Below are 21,536 nucleotides of genomic sequence, written 5' to 3' on the forward strand. Positions count from 1 at the left end.
ATTAAATGTATTAAAAATAAAACACCCGCTATTATTACAAGCAAATACCTTCTCTATTCCTTTTAAAAAAGCGCCATTCTCGTGGTTACTTATTTATTTGCACCCAGCCGGTTCTGGTATTTCCTCGTGCTATAATTACATAATAATAGGTTCCATCAGGAAGCAATTTGCCCCCTTTTTCTTGTCCATACCACTGGTCAATATAATTTCCTTCAAAAGAAAAAACCTCCGCACCATAACGGTTATAAATCACCAAGCTACTCACTCCATGGACCGCTAAGTCAAAGCGGTCATTTAGTCCATCTCCGTTAGGCGAAATACCTTTCTGAATCGGACATTCTCTATAACTAACTTTAAAACTACTTTCGTCGGTACACAGCCCGTCTTCTGATGCTGCAAATACATAAATTGTCTGAGCATTTGGTACCAAACTCCCATCTGTTAATTCGATTCCCTGACCAGCTGCTTGAGTAAAGTACTTATTGTGAACAGGTAAAGGAGCTAACACATGCAAAGTACATTCCAATTCCACATCTTCAAAAACCATAGCATGTACTGCAGCTGTGATACTTACTTTATAAGAGATTTCCTCATAACAACTCGCACCATTATCTTGCAACACATAAATCGTTTGAGTTTCAGACACGCTCAAAACATCACCAGCTTTATAAGCAGTTCCTTTTCCACCCGATTCCGTATAGTAATATTGATTGTTTTCCAACTCTGGAAATACATACCGTTCACATACAGTAACATCCTCCCTTTGTAATGGAATTGAACCAATCGAAATCTTAATCGATAAAACAAAAACCTCAGAACAGCCCGTTCGTATATCCTCTACTCGTACATACAAATCTCTATTTCCCTGTTCGGCATTTACTTCATAAGCAGTGCCTATAGGATTTGTTCCTGAAGCGGCTTCCGCTTTATCTTTAAAATAGGTCGTTTTATAATTTTCCTTTCCCACCTTACTAAACATAAATATTTCAGCATCAGATAAATCAAGCACGATTGGTTTAAATGAATACCTGCAAACTTCCATGGTTTTGGGAGTCAATACAGCCGTAGAGATCGCAGGGAAAATTTCGACTTTCACCTGACCTATTACCTCGCAATTCATCATCGCGTATTTCGCTACTACTTTGTAAGTACCGCTTTCCGTCACCTCCAAATCTGGAGTATCTGCACCTGGAATTATCACTTCATCCTTATACCACTGTATTAGTACATCTTCTTCACCCAACCCTGACTTAATTGTTTTAGATTCACCACCACATAAGGCGTTTCCGTTTTCAACCAACAAATCTTCGCCTAAATCTATATTCCCTAAATCAAAACTACCCGCTTTAAAAAATACCGCAGAAGAATGATTATCATTAGGACAAAAATCCATCACAGCTAATTTGATATGATAGGTACGACCGGGCACAACCTTAACGGTCTCTGACTGCATCGCCTTGGTCATCCCTACAAAATCAATCGGCGCATCAAATGGATTGTCTTGATGGTTGTCATAATGTTTCCAATAATATTCAGGATTCATACTGTTGCACGTGATACCTGATCTCTTCGCATCTCTGATCGTATTTAGAGCAATTGGAGTATTCGTCCCTTTAATTTTGGCTAGGTTTTGGCCTTCACCTGTGGTGGTATCCACCAACCAAGCTGCAAACAAAGCACCCGTATCGCAATCTGAACCACATCCTTTTTTATAACTATTTGACGCAAATAAGAAATCAAAATTAATTTCTTCTTTAATAGGTGTAAAATCAAACTCCAGCTGCGTTACGCGCTTGTCGGGAGTTGGTCCTCCTCCTGCTGCATTGATGGCATCATTAATATCTTTATCTCCTATCCAACGGTGTGGATTTTGTCCTCTTGGATTGTCTGCACCGATGTGTGGACCCGGTACATATTTAACTTCATTGGTTGACAGTACTATACCGTCATCAAATGGAAATACAGAACCTCCTTTGCTGAAATACCCCAAGGTATTGACCGATTGTGTTACTGCACTTCCGTCACCTACTTGATATTTTACATTAGAAACCAAATCGCAGTTGGATTTCACCAATACATCTTTGACCAATTGCTCAACCGTATATTTATCACCACTTGGACTGACTTCCACAGGCGTATAAGTTGAGGTAGTTATACATATATTAAAGATATAATCTGGAGCCATTTCTGGAGTACCTAAACGGTAGTAATATTTTTTACCCGGAACCAAATTCATCAACAGGGTCTGATTATTCTCTAATGAAAACAAAAAACAACCCAGTGAAGTCTTAGTCATAACCGCACAAGCATCATCGTATAAGGTTCCCTGTAAAAAGATCGGAACCACACCCGACACACTCTTAAGGTCTTTCAAACTCAATAGATGTGTCTTTGTGGTCGCTGTAAACTCAAACCAAACATCTTTAATTGTGTTATCCATATAACAATTCGCCAAAGGCGTCATCGATTGAGTAGCTCCAATCAAAGAGCCCGGAACAAACTTAACACAGTCTAAAGTATTGTTTACTGGTACATTTACAGCTCCTGCACAATCGTCATTTAGCCCCACAGTAGTTCCGGAATACAGCGGTGTTGACCAGTCGCTATTGGTTTTCCCATCAGTACATTTAGCTCTAACAAAAATAGCATATACCTTCCCGGAAGTCAATCCACTTATAGTAACTTTCGGATTTACCGTTATGTTAATTTTTTGAACTGGAGTGTCCGTGACCTTATCGCCATAATTCATGACCAAAAGCTCCCATTCATTAACACCACCATTTTGCTGCCACTCCACATCCATTGTTGAACTGGTCTGATTGCTGATCGTTAAATAATAAGGTTCAGGACAAGTTTCTATCTTTTTTAGAGTGATATTATCTAATCCGAGCTCTGAGCCTCCTGGAGTATTATTGTGCCACGCAATATTTACAACACCTGGAACTCCTTTAAAGAATTTTACTTCTTCTTTCCAAGTAGCATTGCTATAAGCTGCTGATCCCACAATTTTAGTGGTAAATTTATCCAAAGCAACTCCTTGGTTGGAAAGTGATACATCAAAAGTGGCCCCCATCATGCCATCGGTTTTATAATGATACTTCAACACATAATCGCCGTTATGCATTTCGATATCAGGAGAAATCACCCAATCATCAGTACCCAATCCTTCGCCCGTGAAATCCAAAGACACCACAGTCATCGCCTGATCACCTTCATAGTAATAAAATTTTAATGGTGCCCATATATTGATTCCAAATTCCTTGAATTCATCTTTATTAGCATCCACGATAGTCCAACAGCTCAATGTTTCTGAGTTTGTATTAAAGCCTTCCCAGAACGGCGTTTTATAGATATCACACGGAACACGGAACTCAAAAGGTCCCGACCAAATACTATAAGTACCATCACCACACACCGTTCTGACATAAAATTCATATTCGGTATTGGGTATTAAATTTTTACCAGACTGATCTTGAGACACCGTACTCTCTTTTTTATTGACCGCCGTACCCGACTTTGTTGGCACGCCTTGACGCAAATCTTGCACATAATACTCCCAATTTTTACCCCCCATTTCATCGGTCCAGTAAATCGTTGATTTCTTTGCACTCTGATCTTTGATCCCTAATTCTATCGGTTCCGGACAACCTACCACCTCTTCGACAAAGACATTTTCTATATAAAGATTTTTGGGTCCGTATCCACCAACATGCCAGGCCAAATTAACTTCCCCTACTAAATCTCGAATAAAGCTCACTTTCTCTTGGTAGTCAGCAACTTTATAAAATTGGTTTTGCACCACCACCTTAGTAAAGTCTTGCACTTCGCTACCGGTATTGGATGCCAAAACTTCAAATGCTGTATTGCCATTTTGTACTTCCGTCTTAAAATGGTATTTGAGGCGATACGTTTTGCTTTTTTCAAATTTAATATTCGGGCTTATTAACCAATCATCACTGTCTTGTCCTGAATTATTGGTTGTGGTATAGTACATGGATTGATTGCCTTCATAATGATCCATCTTTTCATTTCGCCATACATTCCACTGGTACCCGAGATAGGTATCAACAGCATCCCTATTCGCATCTCTAGTAATCCAACAACCGATGGCTTGGGAACCGGTATTAAAACCCTCCCAAAAAGGGGTATCAAATACACCACAGTTTGTTCTAAAGTGATACGGCCCCATCCAAACACTCTCGTCTCCAGGTCCACAAATGGTACGGACATAAAACTCATAGTCTGTATTTGCTTTTAAATGATTGCCCGTCTTATCTTGAGTGATTAGATGTTCTTTCTGATTGGTCGTTACCACATTTCCAGTTGGCATTATTCCTCCAGCTCTCTGAACTACGTACTCCCAATTTTTCCCAAAGTCATCTATCCAGTATATTGTCGCGCTATTCACTGTCTCGTCTTTGGTATCCAAACCGTATGCCTCTGGACATCCCTTTAATTCTTCCAAGAAAACATTATCGATATACAGGCTTGTAGCGGTATTTTCGGTCGTAATATGCCAAGCAAAATTAAAATCCCCTGACACGCCTTTAATCACCACTACCTCTTCTCTCCAAACATCGTTGCTGTATCCTTTTCTAACCAGTAGCGTTTTAGCAAAATGCTCCACACCAACCCCTTTATTAGACGACTTAACCTCAAAATCGGTGGTTTTACCAGCTAAAGTTTTGTAATGATACCTCAACCTATAAAACTTGGTTGGATCTAAATTAAAGGTTGGAGAGATCAACCAATCGTCGTGTTTACCGGGTACAGCGGCACTGGAATAATTCATCTTTCCATTGCCTTCAAAGCTTCCTGTCCCAATGTTCACCGACCAGCTATCTACCGTAGTCATTAATTTTGAATTATCCACTTTGGTCCAACAACTAGCCGTTTGGGATTTTGTATTAAAACCCTCCCAAAACGGTATACTCACAGGTACACAAAGCGTTCTAAAGGCAATCGGTCCAATCCAAAAACTGGTTTTACCCAGTCCACAAGACGCTCTAACAAAAAATTCATAATCTGTATTGGGCTGTAGATTTGCCCCGCCTACACCTGTGACTTTGTTTACCGTTAAAACGGTAGTTTTAGATACGATACCGCTACTTACAGGAACTCCACCACCTGCGGGCTGAACCACATATTCCCAATTTGTATTGTTTGGATCTGCCCAAGTGAGTTTTGCGCTGTCAATTCCCAGATCACTAACAACCACCTTCTCTTCTGGAGCGATACAACTTATTTCTTCGACAGTGATGAAATCAATTTTCACATTTGCAGCTCCCTTGGCCACAACGTGCCAGGCAATATGAACATCTGCCTTAATATTCTTTATATAAAGCACTTTCTTTACGTAAGTCGCAGTATTGCGCCTCTCTCGTGCCTCTAATACCGTGCTAAAATCAGACGGCTCAGTCCCTGTAGTCGAGAGAACCACTTCAAAATCATTGCTGTTCAAACCGTCAGTGATATAATAATAGGTTATCGCATAAATACCGCCATTCAATTTTAGTTTGGGTGACATCAGCCAATCATCTGCGCTTATAGCCGGCGCCTTACTACGGAAAAACAAGCCAAGATCACCTTCGTACTGACCGCCTCCGCTACGTACCCAGCTATTAACGTTCTGAGATGTTTTATTGCTATCGGCATCCAAAAGTCTCCAACAATTAAAGCTTGTCGAATTGCTATTAAAGCGCTCAATAAAAGGCAATGTTAGAGCATCACATTGTACTGTAAAATTATAGGGACCAACCCATTCACCGTATTGTCCATTTCCACACTTGGCACGAACATAGAAGTCATAAGACTGACCCGCCGCTAAATTCACATTATTGTGATCTTTAGTAACCACCACTTCAGAAGAGCTCGTTGCAGTTCCCGCACTCACAACACCTTTTCCACCTGCCGTGTCTATGTAATATTCCCAGGCTGTATTTAACTTATCATTCCAAAAAATAGTTGCCTGATTATTTTTTATCAATTTCACTCCCAAATCTATAGGTTCTATACAAGCTACTTCTTGCACAATCACATGATCTAAATATTGTATCACATTAGCGGGAGGAGTTATACCCGCAGTTAACTTCCATCCCAAGTTAACATCACCTCCTAAATTAGTAATATAAGCGGTTTCCACTTCCCAACTGTCATTATTATAAACACGTTTAGGCACGATTACTTTAGTAAAATTAGCCGTTGCCACCCCATTACTTGAAGCCAGAACTTCCATTTCGCTCTCATTATAGGCGAAGGTTTTATGAGAATATGTTAATTTGTAAGTTTTGGTTTTATCCATTTTAAGCTTTGGAGAGATTAACCAATCTTTGCTTTTACGAGCTCCGCGTATATAAATTTCACGATCGCCTTCAAATGGTAAATAGGGATCTAATGCCCAAAAATTCAAGTCCTTATCTTCGTCTACTATAGTCCAACAAGCGAACGTGGTTGAATCACTATTAAATCCTTCTGCAAAAGGAATAGTTTGCGGATCACACAGCAACTCTTTCAAAGCCCGCCGCAAACTGAAATCAAAATAAGGTTGTATATCTAATTCTGGAGCATAAGACTTCTGCTGCCAGCTAAAACTAAGTTCTACTTCTGTTACTTTTTCTTTTTTCGCATACAACAAACTGTTAAAAAATACAAAAAAAGCAATCACAGCTGCAGAAAAAAACAAACCATTTTTTTTCATTTCTAATAATTTAATTGGTTAATTAATAACAAATATATCATTATATCGATTAAAATAGAATTTTATACCGATTTTTTCAAATTAAACAGAAGTAAAAAACATAAAATAAACACAAAACAGTTGCTTTTGTTTTTTAATTTTAACAAACACGCACTGGTTTAAAACAAAAAAAAGAGGCTGTCTTTTTCTGAACAGCCTCTTGTCTGGCACTCTATTTTTTTTTAGCATAAAAGGCGCGCATTTTTAATCTATGCGAGTCATTAATTCCTTAAACGCTAAAACAGATTGTATTATTTATTGATCTGCACCCATCCAGTCCGTGTTTTATTATGTGCTACGACCACATAATAATACGTTCCGTCTGGCAGTTGTTTACCCCCTTTATTTTGCCCATACCACTGATCGGTATAGTGCCCTTGAAAGGAGTATACCTCAGTTCCGTAACGGTTGTATATTACCAAACTCGATATACCGTGGTTAGACAAATCAAAGCGATCATTCTTTCCATCGCCATTTGGTGAAATACCTTTGGGTATTGGACAATCGCGGTAGCTGACATGAAAACTACTTTCATCGATACAAATTCCATCTTCAGACGACGCATAAACGTAAATCGTTTGAGCATCTGACACAGTAGTTCCCGCGATCAACTCCACACCTTGTGCATTTGGCGCTGTAAAATAACGATTCAGTGCTGGTAGCGGTTTTAATTGATAGAATTCACATTCTAATTCAACATCTGCAAATACCTCGGCTTTGACAGCTTCAGTTATGACAACCCGATAAGAAATTTCTTCATAACATCCTCCTCCATTATCTTGGAAAACATAAATGGTATGCGCTCCCACATCGTTAAGGACATCGCCTTCTTGATAAGCCACACCAGCCGCAGCCGTTTCGGTATAATAATACTGGTTAGAAGCCAAATTCGGAAAGGTATAACTGGCACAAACACGCACATCATCTCTAGTCTCTGGAAGCGCTCCTGCTTGAACCGTTAAATTCCATTCAAAAATTTCCGTACAACCGGTTTGTAAGTCTTCTACAAGGATATATATTTTTTGAGATCCTTTCGTTACATCAAAATGATATTGCTGGGCTTCAGCAATCTCATTTTCGGCTACTTCCGCATCTTCTCTTGTATGGTAATATGATATTGCATAAACGTCCTTTATCCGAACTTCAGATAACATCTGCGATGCTACTGCTGTCAAATCAAGTATTAGCGGTCTGATGACATAACGGCAAAGCACTCGGTCAATCGGCTCTTGAACCACAACCGAAATAGGTGGGTAAATTTCTACCTCGACCGTCCCAGTTCCTTCACAATTTAGCGTTCTATAGTGCACCAACACAGTATATAAACCACTTTCATACACTTCTAGATCGGGCTCTACGGCATCTGGAATAAGCACTTCATCTTTAAACCAACTAATTGAAACATCGTCATTTATACTGACCCCTGTTTTGAGAATCTTAGTTTCACTGCTACATAAAGCATTGCCCGTTTCTACTAATAAATCAGGACCTAAATCAATTTTACCCAAATCAAAACTGCCTCCTTTTATAAATACCGCTGAATTATAATATTGATCACTATAATCTGCTATCGCTAATTTGATGCGGTATTTTTTACCGTATTCCACGGCCGACATAGCGGTCATTGGAACGGTGTAACCAAAGTAATTGATAGGGTTATTTTTATGAGGTTCGCCAGAGGCACCATAAAAGGTATCAAAATACTCTGCGTTCTCACTTTCACATCTATCTAGATATTTACTATCTCGAATGGTGGTCACTGAAATTGGAATTTGCGTTCCGGGAACCACCGCCAAATTGGTCATCACATCGGTTTGTAAATCCGTCAGAAAAAAAGCAAAAACATCGGTATATCCGCATTGAAAAGTGCCATATTCATTGGATGCAAAAATAAAATCGAACTTAATGGTATCGGTTACGGGGATAAAATCAAATTCAATGACGGAGGCATTATAATTCTGATCTGTCTGCCCATTTTGATTTAACAAATCTTGTAGGTCATCATCACCCAACCAAGTCATATCCCCATCCGATTGATCTTGATCACTAGGTCCGACTGCGGTTTCAACCCCATTTGTAGCTAGTATAATTCCGTTTTCAAATGGAAAAATAGAATTGTTGCTTTCAAAATAACCGATTCCATTGGGATTATTAAAATTGACCCCCGTTCGGTAACGAATATTAGAAACCAAATCACAATCCGTGCGGACCAATACCTCTTTTATTAGTTCCTCCACACTATATTGACTTCCCGCTGCATCCACGTGAATAAAATCAGTAGTACTGATACAAGCCTTAACCAAAAAATCATCTGCTGTATCTAAATCAATCGCCAACCTCAAATAATACTTTTGATTAATAATTAAATCATCCAGTATGTTATACGATTCATCCCTCCAAATGGAATAACAATCCAATGCCTGATCCTGAATGACAGAACAATCCTGATCATAGATCGCTATCGATATATTGGGGAAATTCGTATTAGATAAACTAAAAAAATCAAATAATGTTAAAATATGCTTGCTGTGACTCGCGGTAAACTCCAACCATACATCCTTTTTCGGATATGTAGTATAACTACAATCTGGTTCAGGTTTGTTTGACACATTCGCTCCTAAGAATGAAACAAGAACATACTTATCACAATATTGGCCGGTATTTACGGGGATAGCAATCGCACCGTGGCAATCATCATTAGCTCCAATGCGTGTTGCGCCTAAAGTAACCGTCGACCAATCGCTATAGGATTTCCCATCCTCACACTTAGCGCGAACATATACTTTATAGGGTTTTCCCGAATCCAAACCTGTAATGGTAGTTTTAGGAAGTCCTCTAACTATTTTTGAAACTACAGGAATGGCCGTCTCATCTTCGTCAAATTGCACCACGATAACTTCCCACTCCGTAACAGCCCCTAGCTGATCCCACATCAGATCGAGACTAGTTGTGGTAGGATTACTTGTCCTCAGGTAGTAAGGTTCGGGACAGGTTTCGATTTTTTTCAGAAAGATGTTATCCAGATTTACTCCTGAAGAGCCTAAGACATCCATATGCCAAGCTAAATTAATCGTAGCATTGACACCATTGAAGAAAACCACTTGCTCCTGCCACGCTTGGTCGGTATTATAGTCAACTAACGGTACAATAACCGTGTCAAACGACTCCAAATCCACACCTGTAGAAGACAGTAATACCTCAAAACTGCCGCCATAATTATACGTCGTACTGTAGTGATATTTTAAAACATATTGACTACTATCCATAACGATATTGGGTGAAATCAACCACGAATTGAATTGCTCTTCTCCAGTCCAATCCCAAACCGAAACACTCATCGATTGATCCCCTTCATAAAATTCATATTGGCTCACACTCCATAAGCGCGGTGAAGAATAACCACCATCTTCATAGTTCGCATCGACAGTAGTCCAACATCTAACTGTTTTGGTATCGGTATTAAAACCTTCCCAAAATGGGACTGTATACCGATCGCACAAGGTTTGAAATGGAAACGGCCCCGCCCAAACACTGTAAGCCCCATTTGCACAAACCGTACGCACATAGAATTCATAATCCGTATTGGGTTCCAAATTTTTACCGCTATGATCAACAGTTACGTCATTTTGCTTTAAAGCAGTCAATATACCGTTGGTCTGCGGTATCCCTTCCCCTTCAAGCTGAACAACATATTCCCAACTCGTCGCGTTAAAATCATCACTCCACAACAGGGTGGCTTTTTTAACTTCTATATTTTCAACATCCAACGCTAAAGGTTCAGGACAACCGATTACCTCTTCCACAAACACATTATCAATATAGACTATATTGGATTCTGATCCTTTCACGTGCCAAGCGATATTGACATCTCCACTACTATTCAATATAAAAGTCTTTTTTTCATAGTAGTTGTATGAACTCTGATCCCCTTCATGTAATTTCTTAGTGAAATCCGTTGGTTCTATACCCGAATTAGAGATTAATACCTCATAAGCAGGCTCGTCAAATAACACTGGAACTCTAACATGGTATTTTAAGCGATAAATTTTATTGTTGTCAAATTTTAAAGTAGGAGAAATCAACCAGGCATCGCTGTCAATATCATCATATCCTTTATAGAAATACATGGTATGACTGCCTTCATACACCGCAATATCGCTGTGATTCCAACTGTTAGGTTTCAAGGGCAGACCAGTAGCTAATCTTTGTACCTCCCCCTCACTGTCTCGTAAGGTCCAACAATATTTAGACAAGGAATTAGTATTAAATCCTTCCCAAAGTGGCGTTACAAAAACATCACAAGCCGTTCGAAACACAAATGGTCCTGACCAAAGGCTGTGTTGTCCATTGTCACAAACCGTTCGCACGTAAAATTCATATTCGGAATTGGGTACAAAAGCAGCTCCAGATCGATCTGCGGTTACTATATTCTCTTTTTTACTGGTTAGAACACCACCAGTCGTTGGAATTGGCCCGCCCTTTTTTTGAACGATGTATTCCCAATCAGAACCAAATACATCATCCCAATGGATGGTGGTTGCATCTTTATTTTGATCTTTGACACCGAGCTCAAGGGGTTCTGGACAGCCGGTTATTTCTTCAAAAAACACGTTATCTAAAGACATATAAGTTCTTCCTTCATCAGAATTTACTTGCCAAGCGATATTTATTGACCCCCCTATTTTGCCAACAAATGTTATAGCTTGTGTCCATGCGCTCGTTTTATCCTTTTTCTTATCGACGAGTGTTGTAGTAAATTTATCGATCTCAACGCCACTATTAGACAACAGCACCTTAAAATCATTTTGTGCATATTCAGAGGTTCTGTAATGATACCTCAACCTATAATATTTATTAACATCTATTGAAAAAGTAGGTGATATCAACCAATCATCATGTTGAGGAGACCGATCATCACCATAAAAAAACATATATTGATTTCCTTCGAAAGCCCCGAAATAATCTATTACCCAACCATTAATAGGCCTCCAGCCACTATCATCGAAATCATTATTATTATCGACAATCGACCAACAACCCACGGTGGTAGAACCTGAATTAAAACCTTCCCAAAATGGTAATGCGACTGTACCGCATTGGGTTTTAAAAGCAATTGGTCCTATCCATAAGCTGTTTTTGCCAGGACCACAACTCGAACGCACATAACATTCATACCAAGTGTCGGGTTGTAGGTTTGCTCCTCCAGATCCATTAGTACGCGAAATAACAACTGATTTATGCTGAGTCAGAGAACCACTAGACACTGGTGGTCCATTAGATCCTTGAAGTTGAACATAGTACTCCCAATTTGTATTGGTTTCATCGGTCCACGACAAGGTTGCCGTATTACTACCCACTTGCGATATTAGAAGCGTGTCCTCTGGTGCAACACAGTCTACCTTTTGAATTGTAATCAGATCTATATACAAATCAGCCGCTCCACTACCTTCAACATGCCAAGCTAATTTTACATCTGCAACAACATTTTCCACATATACGGTTTTCTTTAAATACTGTGTATTGGTATATTGCTCCTTAGCTAACACCACAGTAGAAAAATCTGATTTTTTAAACTGATCCTTAGCTAATAGCAATTCAAATTCGCCGGTGCTATAATTAGACGTTCTATAATAATATGAAATGGAATAGATTCCCCCGTTCATCTTGAATGTGGGAGATATCAACCAATCATCATGATCTCCCGCACTGGAAACGCTAGTAAAGCGCATCGCTTTATCGCCTTCATATTGTCCGGAATCGGTGATATTCCACCTATTAATACCCGATAGTGTACCGTCTTTATTGGCATCTAATAACGTCCAGCAATCCACTGTCGTCGACATACTATTAAAACCTTCTGTCAAGGGTAGATTGACACTAACACAATCGGTTTTAAAATAGAACGGACCTACCCAAGCACCGAAATTGCCCGAAGTACACAATGCACGGACATAGTATTCGTATTGCGTATCCGGTGTTAATGGATCGTTTTTAAAATCTTTTGTAGCAACCACTTCGGTAGTCGTCGTTGTCACTCCAGAGCTCATCGGGGACACATCATCAATACCTTGTATAAAATACTGCCAAGAAGTATTCGTGGTATCATTCCAATTCAAAGTGACCTCTGTTGTCATGACATTCTCCACGCTTAACTCTTGCGGTTCTATACACTCTATCTCTTCCAAAGAAACATTGTCAAGCATCAATTCTGAAAGATCAACTGCTGTAATATGCCAGGCAAAATTCACTGTACCTCCTATATTATTAAGATACGAAATTTGCTCTTTCCAGTCAACATTTTGGTAGGTTTTCTTAGCAACTATGACACGGTTAAAACTACTTATAGAATCGCCTTGATTAGAGGCTAATACTTCAAATTCATTTTGATCGTAGTTATTCGTCTTGTAGAAATAGCGCAATCTATAAGTTTTGGTAGCATCCATGTGAAAGGTTGGTGAGATCAACCAATCGTCGTTATCAGGGCCACCTCTAAAATACATCTGTCTCGTTCCGATCTCGTCTACAATATGCAGTCTCCATATATTGCGATTATAGGGCGCAATTGCATCGTCATTTGCATCGACTACAGCCCAACAATAGTAGGTATTAGAGTCATTATTAAAGGTTTCTCCGAACGGTAGATCTAGTGCCACACAGGGCGTTCTAAAACTCACAGGACCTTGCCAGTAACTTTTATTTGTTGCGCTACAAAGGCTACGATACCACACATAATACGCCTGATTGGCTACTAAATTATTAAAATTAACGCTGTTGTTGTTAACCGCTATAACTGACGGTGGATTATATAAAGGCCATACTTCAACGTCACTGATATAAATTTCAAAATCCGTCACACCACCATTTACAGGCGCACTCCATTGAGCTGAAGCGGCATTAATACCAACATTACTGATCACCATATCCGTTGGCACATCACAAGTAATCAAAGATAAATTAACCTGATCAATCGCCGCAGGAGGTTGATTTTGAATAGAACCATCATTAACCCATTGGAATACAATTTTCACTTTTTGGTTGGCAAAGTCACTCAAATCTAGCTCAAAATTACTTTTTCTAAAAACAGCTTGCTGTCCGAGCTCTTGACTCACTGCAATTCCACCACTATTAGCGCTTGTGATACGTATTCCAGCTTGTGGTACATAACTTGCTGGTACTATCCAAACTGCCAGAAAATCATATAGGGTAAATGCTGATCTCTCGCCTTCTGCCCTCCAGTCAAAACTCAAAACATAATTAGCATTTCCTCCGCTAAGGGTAATTTCTTCACTCACTGCATGAGAGCAAGTAGGTGAACCACTATAATTATTCTTGACTCCTTGATCATCGCTTATATACAGTGATTTAAGACCTCCGTTACTAACGGCGCTCCCGATATGCCACTGGTTAATAGAGGAATTGATTAAAGTCCATTTAAGCGCCCCTTCAAAATCGTCGTCAAAGATGGTATTTGGGTGCTGTTTGGCATACCCATAGGACATTTTAAAATAGGGCATCATATACAAATCCGCTGCATAAGATTTACTTTCCCACTGAAAAAACACCCATTTCGTCCTGTTGCGATCCGAATTGGAATTTGGTTCCATACTGAATAAAGAAATCCCGAAGAGCATAAAATATAAAAAACATAAAATTCTAAACATAATGGTATATTAATTATTTGTTTTAAACTTATTATATAAATAAACACAAGTAAAGTATTTTATATTTCCTAAAAACGTTAAAAATAAAAATTAACTATTTCACCTTGAGACAAAAAAACAAAATGTTAAAAGTTGTTAAAACAAAAAAATAATTCTGTCAAAACCTTCATTAATATCCAATTCATTAAGACTTATGGATGTCAAAAAAGAAGACTTAATAGTTAATTATCAATCCATTAAGGCATTATTAACATCTAAAAAACAATATATATTCTCTTGCATGGCCTAAATTACCATCGAGTGCGATTTGCTGAGTGTGGAGTTTGCATCAGACAACTATAAAAAAAAGCTCCAGAAAACGAATGTTTTCTGGAGCTTTAAATAAAAACCTAAGAACCGTTCTTGCCCAAACTACTTTGATAGCAATACGGGTTCTTCATCCTAGTAAAATGTAAAAAGTCGGCAGTAAATACTGCCGACTTTTTTATTGTAATGCTTATAAATTTATTTATTGATTTGAACCCATCCTGTTTTGGTTTTACCATGGGCAATAACAACATAATAGTACGTACCGTCAGGAAGTGACTTCCCGCCTTTATCTTGGCCATACCACTGATCGGTATAAGCCCCTTGGAAAGCGAACACCTCCGCTCCGTAGCGGTTGTAAATCACTATGCTATTCACCCCGTGCTGCGAAAGATCAAAACGATCGTTTTTACCATCGCCATTAGGCGAAATACCCTTTTGAATTGGACAATCCAAATAACTCACTTTAAAGCTGCTCTCATCAACACATAATCCATCGTCAGAAGCCGCATATACATAAATGGTTTGCGCGTGTGGAACTAAACTCCCCACAGCCAACTCGATACCTTGACCACCTGCTTGAGTAAAATATTTATTATGTTCACTCAACGCAGCCAATGGATGTAAAGCACACTCCAATTCTACATCGCCAAAAACATCGGCTTTAACAGCAGCTGTAATGGTTACTTTAAACGAAATCTCTTCGTAACAACCACCTCCATTGTCTTGTAAAACATAAATAGTGTGTTCTTTAGCCTCTGTTAAAACATCTCCTGCTTGGTATTCTATCCCTTTAGCAGCCGATTGCGTATAATAGTGTTGATCGGTTTCTAGCGCTGGCAAAGTATAAGTGGCACATACCTTAACATTTTCACGTGCTTCGGGAATAACACCTTTTGTCGCTCTTAAAATCCATTCAAATATTTCAGAACAACCGGTTCGCACATCCTCTACATAAATGTAAAGCACCACATCGACTCCTTTAGTTTCTACACCATAATTTTCCGGATCTGCAATAGCACCTATTTTTGCTACAGCATCTTCTTTTGATTTATAATAGGTCATCGAATAGTTAACCGGATCTACCTTGGCTAGCATGGCTTCTTCCACTTCAGTTAAATCTAACTCCAATGCCGTTAAAGCCGTGCGACAAATTGGTAACGGTTTCGGTTGCGCAACTACTGCAGAAATAGCTGGGAAAATTTCTACTTTTACCGATCCTGTCGTTTCACATCCCAAATCGAGATATTTTACCGTAATCTTATAAATCCCTGTCTCAAGAACTTCCAAGTCTGGCTTATCAGCTCCAGCGATTAACACCTCATCTTTATACCATTTTATAACGACACCGTCAGTAGGCACACCTGATTTAATAAATCGAGATTCTCCACTACAAAGTGCTGTTCCATTCTCAACCAGCAAGTCGTTACCGAGGTTAATACGCCCCAAATCAAAACTTCCTCCTGCTAGAAAAACCGCCGAGTTAAAACTAGAGTCCTTATTATCGGCAATAGCCAATTTGATATGGTATTTTTTTCCGGGTTTCACCGCAGACATAGCCGTCAAAGGCACCGTTCGTCCCAGATAGTTTGTCTCATTTTCCCTGTGAAGCTCACCAATATCTCCATAATACTTATCAAAATAGGTCTCATTAACACTTGAACAAACATTGTTATATTTAAAATCTCGAATCGTCGTAACGGAAACCGGGGTATCCGTTCCAGGAACCACTGCCAAATTTACCGTTTCATCCGTTTCCAAATCCGTCAAGAAAAATCCAAATGCATCGGAGAAGGTACATTGAAAACCACCATATTCATTAGAAGCAAAGATAAAATCAAATTTGATGGTGTCGGTAATTGGAATAAAATCAAATTCAATCACTGAAGCGTTAAAATTAGCTCCGTCGTCCCCACCAACCGATAATATTAGGTCTCGTATATCATTATCACCCAACCACTTATTAGTGCCGTTTGATTGAGATGGACTACGTTTAGATGGCCCCATAGATGTTTCTACACCGTTGGTCGCCAATATAATTCCATCTTCAAAACCGAAACGAGATTTGTTTCCATCAAAATAACCAATACCATTGGGTTCTCCTGGATAATTAGTTCCGGTACGGTAGGTGATGTTAGAAACCAAATCACAGTCCGCAACTACCAATACCTCCTTAACCAATTGTTCAACGGTATATTTTGCTCCTGAAGGACTTATTTTTAAAAAGGCCGGAACATTAATACAAAGTGAGAAATAAAAATCAGGGGTCACCACCAAAGTAGTTAATCGCAGATAATATTTCTTGCCTACTACTAAATTCTTCATGATCCCAAAAGGAGCATCCGAAGTCAAATTAAAACAATCAACAGCAACATTGCTTATCGATGCGCAATTTTGATCGTAAATTGCTGCATAAATCGTTGAGAAGCCTACATTTGAAGCGCTTGAATAATCCGAAACACTCAACATGTGTTCGATGTTGGTTGCAGTGAACTCAAACCAAATATCTTTTCTAGGTGGTATATTGTTACCTAAACATTGCGGTTCTGGTGTTGTTGAAACAGTCGATCCAAAGAAACTAGCTTTAACATTTATTTCACAATCAATCCCTTTGTTAACTGGAATATTGATCGCTCCACTACAATCGTCATTCGCCCCCACTTTGGTACCGCCAAATACCGCCGTAGACCAATCGCTATTTGACTTTCCATCAACACATTTTGCTCGTACATAAACTGTGTACATTTTGTTAGGATCCAATCCTGAAATCGTCGTTTTAGGTGTTCCGCTTACCGGTACCGTTTTTATAGGAGTCGCCGTTTCGTCGTCTCCATAGTTAAGTACGATTACCTCCCAGTTTGTAATACCCCCGTCTTGCGTCCATTCCACATCCAAACTAGAACTCGTTGGATTGGATACCTTCACATAATACGGCTCTGGACAGTTTTCGACTTTTTTCAAATGAATATTATCCAAGTATAAATAGGAGTACGACGTATTGGTCGCCAGCATATGCCAAGCAATATTTACATCACCTTTGACATTATTGATAAACACTACCTGCTCCACATAATTCCCAATACGGTGATTGGCCGAAGGCAATACCTTCGTTGTAAATTTAGTAGCATCGACACCCTGAGTAGAAATCAATACTTCAAAATCGTTATTATTGGTGGCTGAAGTATTGGTTTTATAATGGAATTTCAAGACATACATACCTCCATCCATAGTAACTGTAGGCGACACCAAATAATCGTTATACGGTTCTTTCTTAGAATCGAATACAGAGGTATAGATCGCTTGATCCCCTTCATACACACTAGTAGTTGTTTTCCAGTTGCCTCCTAAAGGTGAGATCATTCCTTTTTTATCTAGATTCACCCAACATCTGCTTGTTTTAGAATCCTTGTTAAAACCTTCCCAGAATGGAACAGTATTCACACCACAAAGCGTCACAAACTTAAATGGTCCACTCCATATACTGTATTGTCCATTTCCACAAACCGTACGAACGTAAAATTCATAATCGGTATTGGCACTTAATTTTTTACCCGATTGTTCCTTAGTAACCGTATTTGATTTGGCTGCAGTTGCTGTTCCTGCAGTTGCAACAGCAGGTGCTGGTTTTCCAGATTCCTGTACATAATACTGCCAGCTCGTTGCAGCAAATTCATCGGCCCAAGAAATAGTTGCCTTATCCGTTTCCAGATCCTTGGCTTCTAATTTCAATGGCTCCGGACAGCCTGTAACCTCTTCTACAAACACGTTGTCTAAGTATAAGTAGGTCCCGACAGTAGCAGAAGTCAAATGCCAAGCGATATTCACATCACCGCTAGTTGCCGTAATAAATACATATTCCTCTTTCCAATCCGAACTCGCCGGGTATTTCTTTTTAGGGATAACCACTTTTGTAAAACTTTTGGTATCCAATCCAGCAGTAGACGTCAACACTTCAAATTCATAGTCATTAGAAGTGGAGCTCGACACTTTATAATGGTATTTTAAACGGTACATTTTGCCCGCATCAAATTTTATCTTCGGGGAAATCAACCAGTCGTTGTGCGGCAATTTCGCCTTATCACTTTGGTATCCATAGAAATACATCATCTGATTACCTTCATATTGTCCGTAATCATAGGTATGCCAAATATTACTTCCCGTTGGGGATGTAGAATCTTTGTTTTCGTCTATTATAGTCCAACATCCCAAAGATTTAGAATTGGAATTAAAACCTTCCCAAAATGGCGCGGTAAACAGCCCACAAGCCGTTTTAAATTTAAACGGCCCTGACCATATACTAAACTCGCCTAGACCACAACCCGTACGCACATAGAATTCGTATTCTGTATTGGGTTGTAACGTAGTACCCGCTTGATCTTTGGTAACGATGTTTTCTTTAGTCTTGGTAGCTGTTCCAGCAGTGGTAGGAGCTTTACCTCCTAATTTCTGTACTACATACTCCCAATCTTTTCCATAATTATCGACCCAATTGATCGTCGCTGCATTTTCTTTTTCATCTTTTGCCCCCAAATTTGTTGGTTCTGGACATCCGACTACTTCTTCTACAAACACATTATCCACATATAAACTAGGACTTCCCTGGAGGTTGTTAACGTACCAAGCGATATTGACATCACCGCCAACATTACCAATAATTGCGGTAACCTGCTTATAATCGCCTGTCATATCTGCTTTTGCCGTATGCAGCACAGTCGTAAAGCCACCCAAAGCCAATCCCTTATTAGAGAGTCGCACTTCGAAATCCGTTTTACTATAATTACTTGTTTTATAGTCAAATTTCAATCTATAAAACTTCGTTGCAACGAATTTGATCGTAGGCGAAATCAACCAGTCGTCGTGCGCCTTATCACTTCCACTAAAGTACATTGATTTATCGCCTTCAGAGCCTCCATATTGATATTGTTTCCAGATATTATCATACGTAGTTGCATCTTTATTATTATCTACTATGCTCCAACAATCCATGCTTGTAGAACCTGTATTAAAACCTTCCCAGAATGGTAAATTAACGCTATCACAAGGTGTTTTAAACACAACTGGTCCTACCCAAGGGCTGGTTTTCCCAGGTCCACAACTTGCTCTAACAAAAAACTCATAATAGGTATTTGGTTGCAAATTAGTTCCTGCTGATCCAGAGGTTTTGGAAAAAATCGCCGAGTCTGAATTTGCTATAGATCCACTACCCACCGGAGCAGCACCCGAACCCATCGGTTGCACAAAATACTCCCAACTGCTGTTATTCGGATCTGTCCATGAAAATTCAGCACTGTTTTTTTCAATTTTAACCGCTTTTACATCATCATTTGGAGCCATACAAGAAACCTCTTCGATGGTAACCATGTCAATATACAAATACGCAGTCCCCTTGGCAACGACATGCCAAGCGATGTTTACATCTCCAGTAATGTTATTTACATACAAGGTCTTTTTAGTATAAGTATCTGTACTTCGTTTTTTTGGAGCTTCAAGCTTCATTTTGAAATCAGTCGGCGCTTGTCCGTCTTTTGATAAAACGACCTCGAATTCATTATCATAGTAGGTAGACGTTTTATAGTAATAACTGATTGCATATACCCCACCATTCATTTTTAATGTTGGAGAGATCAACCAATCGTCATGAGTGTTTGAACCAGATCCGTAAAAATACATCACTCGATCTCCTTCCTGCGGCGTGCTACTGGATTGCTTAAAGATGTTATTGCCCGTTGGGGAAGTAGCATCTTTGTTGTTATCCACAATTTTCCAACAGTTAATGGTCGTAGAATTGGTATTAAAACCGTCCGTAAACGGCACTGTGATCGCTAAACAAGCTGTATGAAATTTGAATGGCCCTGACCACTCTCCAAAAGCACCATTGGCACATTTGGTTCTTACATAATATTCATAAGCGGTGTTTTGCGTCAAATTTTTGTTTAGGTAATCCTTAGTAATTAAGGCTTCCGTCGTGGTACTAGCTGTACCTGCACCTACTGGACCTACACCGCCTGCAGCCTCTACATGATATTCCCACGAAGCACCTACTGGATCATTCCAAAAAATGGTAGCCTGATCCGTTTTCACTCCTTTAACACCCAGTCCCAAAGGCTCCACACAAGTAACCTCTTCCAAAATCACACTATCAATATACACAGTAGTGTAGGTTTGGGTAGTCACATGCCAAGCGATATTAACATCACCTGCAAAATTACTGATGAAAGCGGTTTCCTCTACCCAATCACCGTTACTATAGTTCCTTTTCGGTACTATTGCTTTAGTAAAATTTGTTATTGCAACACCGCTATTAGAAGCTAAGACCTCAAATTCATTGACGTATGAAGTGGTCGTTCTGTAGCGGTATTTTAATTTGTAAAACTTAGTGGCATCCAATTTAAAAGTCGGGGAAATCAACCAATCATCATTTTTGGAATTTCCTGAAAAATACATCGAATGTGTACCTTCAAAAAACCCGTATTCATAAGGTCTCCAGATATAACTGCCCGTCGGAGAAGTTGAATCTTTATTTTCGTCTACTATGGTCCAACAGGCCAGTGAGGTTGACCCCGTATCAAAGCCCTCGAAGAACGGTAGCGATTGTGCAACACAAGCAGCGGCAGCGGCCGCTAAATTTTGGTGTTTAAAGTTAAAATACGGCTGTAAATCGAGCATCGGTGCATACGATTTATTCAGCCATAGAAAACTGCTTTCTATAGTTTCTACACTCCGCTTATTAGCATACAAGGTACTGCTTAATAACAAAAATACAGAAACTAAGAAAGCAGAAAAAAATAAAGTAATTCTTTTCATGCCTAATAATTTGGTTAGTTACTGTTTCA

3 protein-coding genes are annotated in these 21,536 nt (G+C 39.3%); all 3 read right to left on the reverse strand.

Translation table 11 applies throughout. The annotated features are described in order from the left end of the window. Positions 1–85 precede the first annotated feature (85 nt). A complete protein-coding gene (locus L1275_RS04200; RefSeq protein ID WP_253470137.1) occupies positions 86–6,697 on the reverse strand; it encodes a choice-of-anchor J domain-containing protein in 6,612 nt (2,203 codons plus the stop codon). A gap of 290 nt (positions 6,698–6,987) precedes the next feature. Further along, positions 6,988–14,397, reverse strand: coding sequence for a choice-of-anchor J domain-containing protein (locus tag L1275_RS04205; RefSeq protein WP_253470144.1), 7,410 nt, complete (start codon positions 14,395–14,397; stop codon positions 6,988–6,990). A 504-nt stretch (positions 14,398–14,901) separates the two neighbouring features. After that, positions 14,902–21,507, reverse strand: a complete 6,606-nt coding sequence (locus tag L1275_RS04210) for a choice-of-anchor J domain-containing protein (protein WP_253470146.1) — start codon at positions 21,505–21,507, stop codon at positions 14,902–14,904. Between the last annotated feature and the right edge of the window lie 29 nt (positions 21,508–21,536).

It is taken from the genome of Flavobacterium sp. HSC-61S13 (assembly GCF_024171535.1).
In the GTDB taxonomy this organism is placed as follows: domain Bacteria; phylum Bacteroidota; class Bacteroidia; order Flavobacteriales; family Flavobacteriaceae; genus Flavobacterium.

Excerpts from the sequence above, each read along its gene's own strand:
- L1275_RS04210 (WP_253470146.1), bottom strand. The coding sequence starts at position 21,507 with ATGAAAAGAATTACTTTATTTTTTTCTGCTTTCTTAGTTTCTGTATTT.
- L1275_RS04200 (WP_253470137.1), bottom strand. The coding sequence starts at position 6,697 with ATGAAAAAAAATGGTTTGTTTTTTTCTGCAGCTGTGATTGCTTTTTTT.
- L1275_RS04205 (WP_253470144.1), bottom strand. The coding sequence starts at position 14,397 with ATGTTTAGAATTTTATGTTTTTTATATTTTATGCTCTTCGGGATTTCT.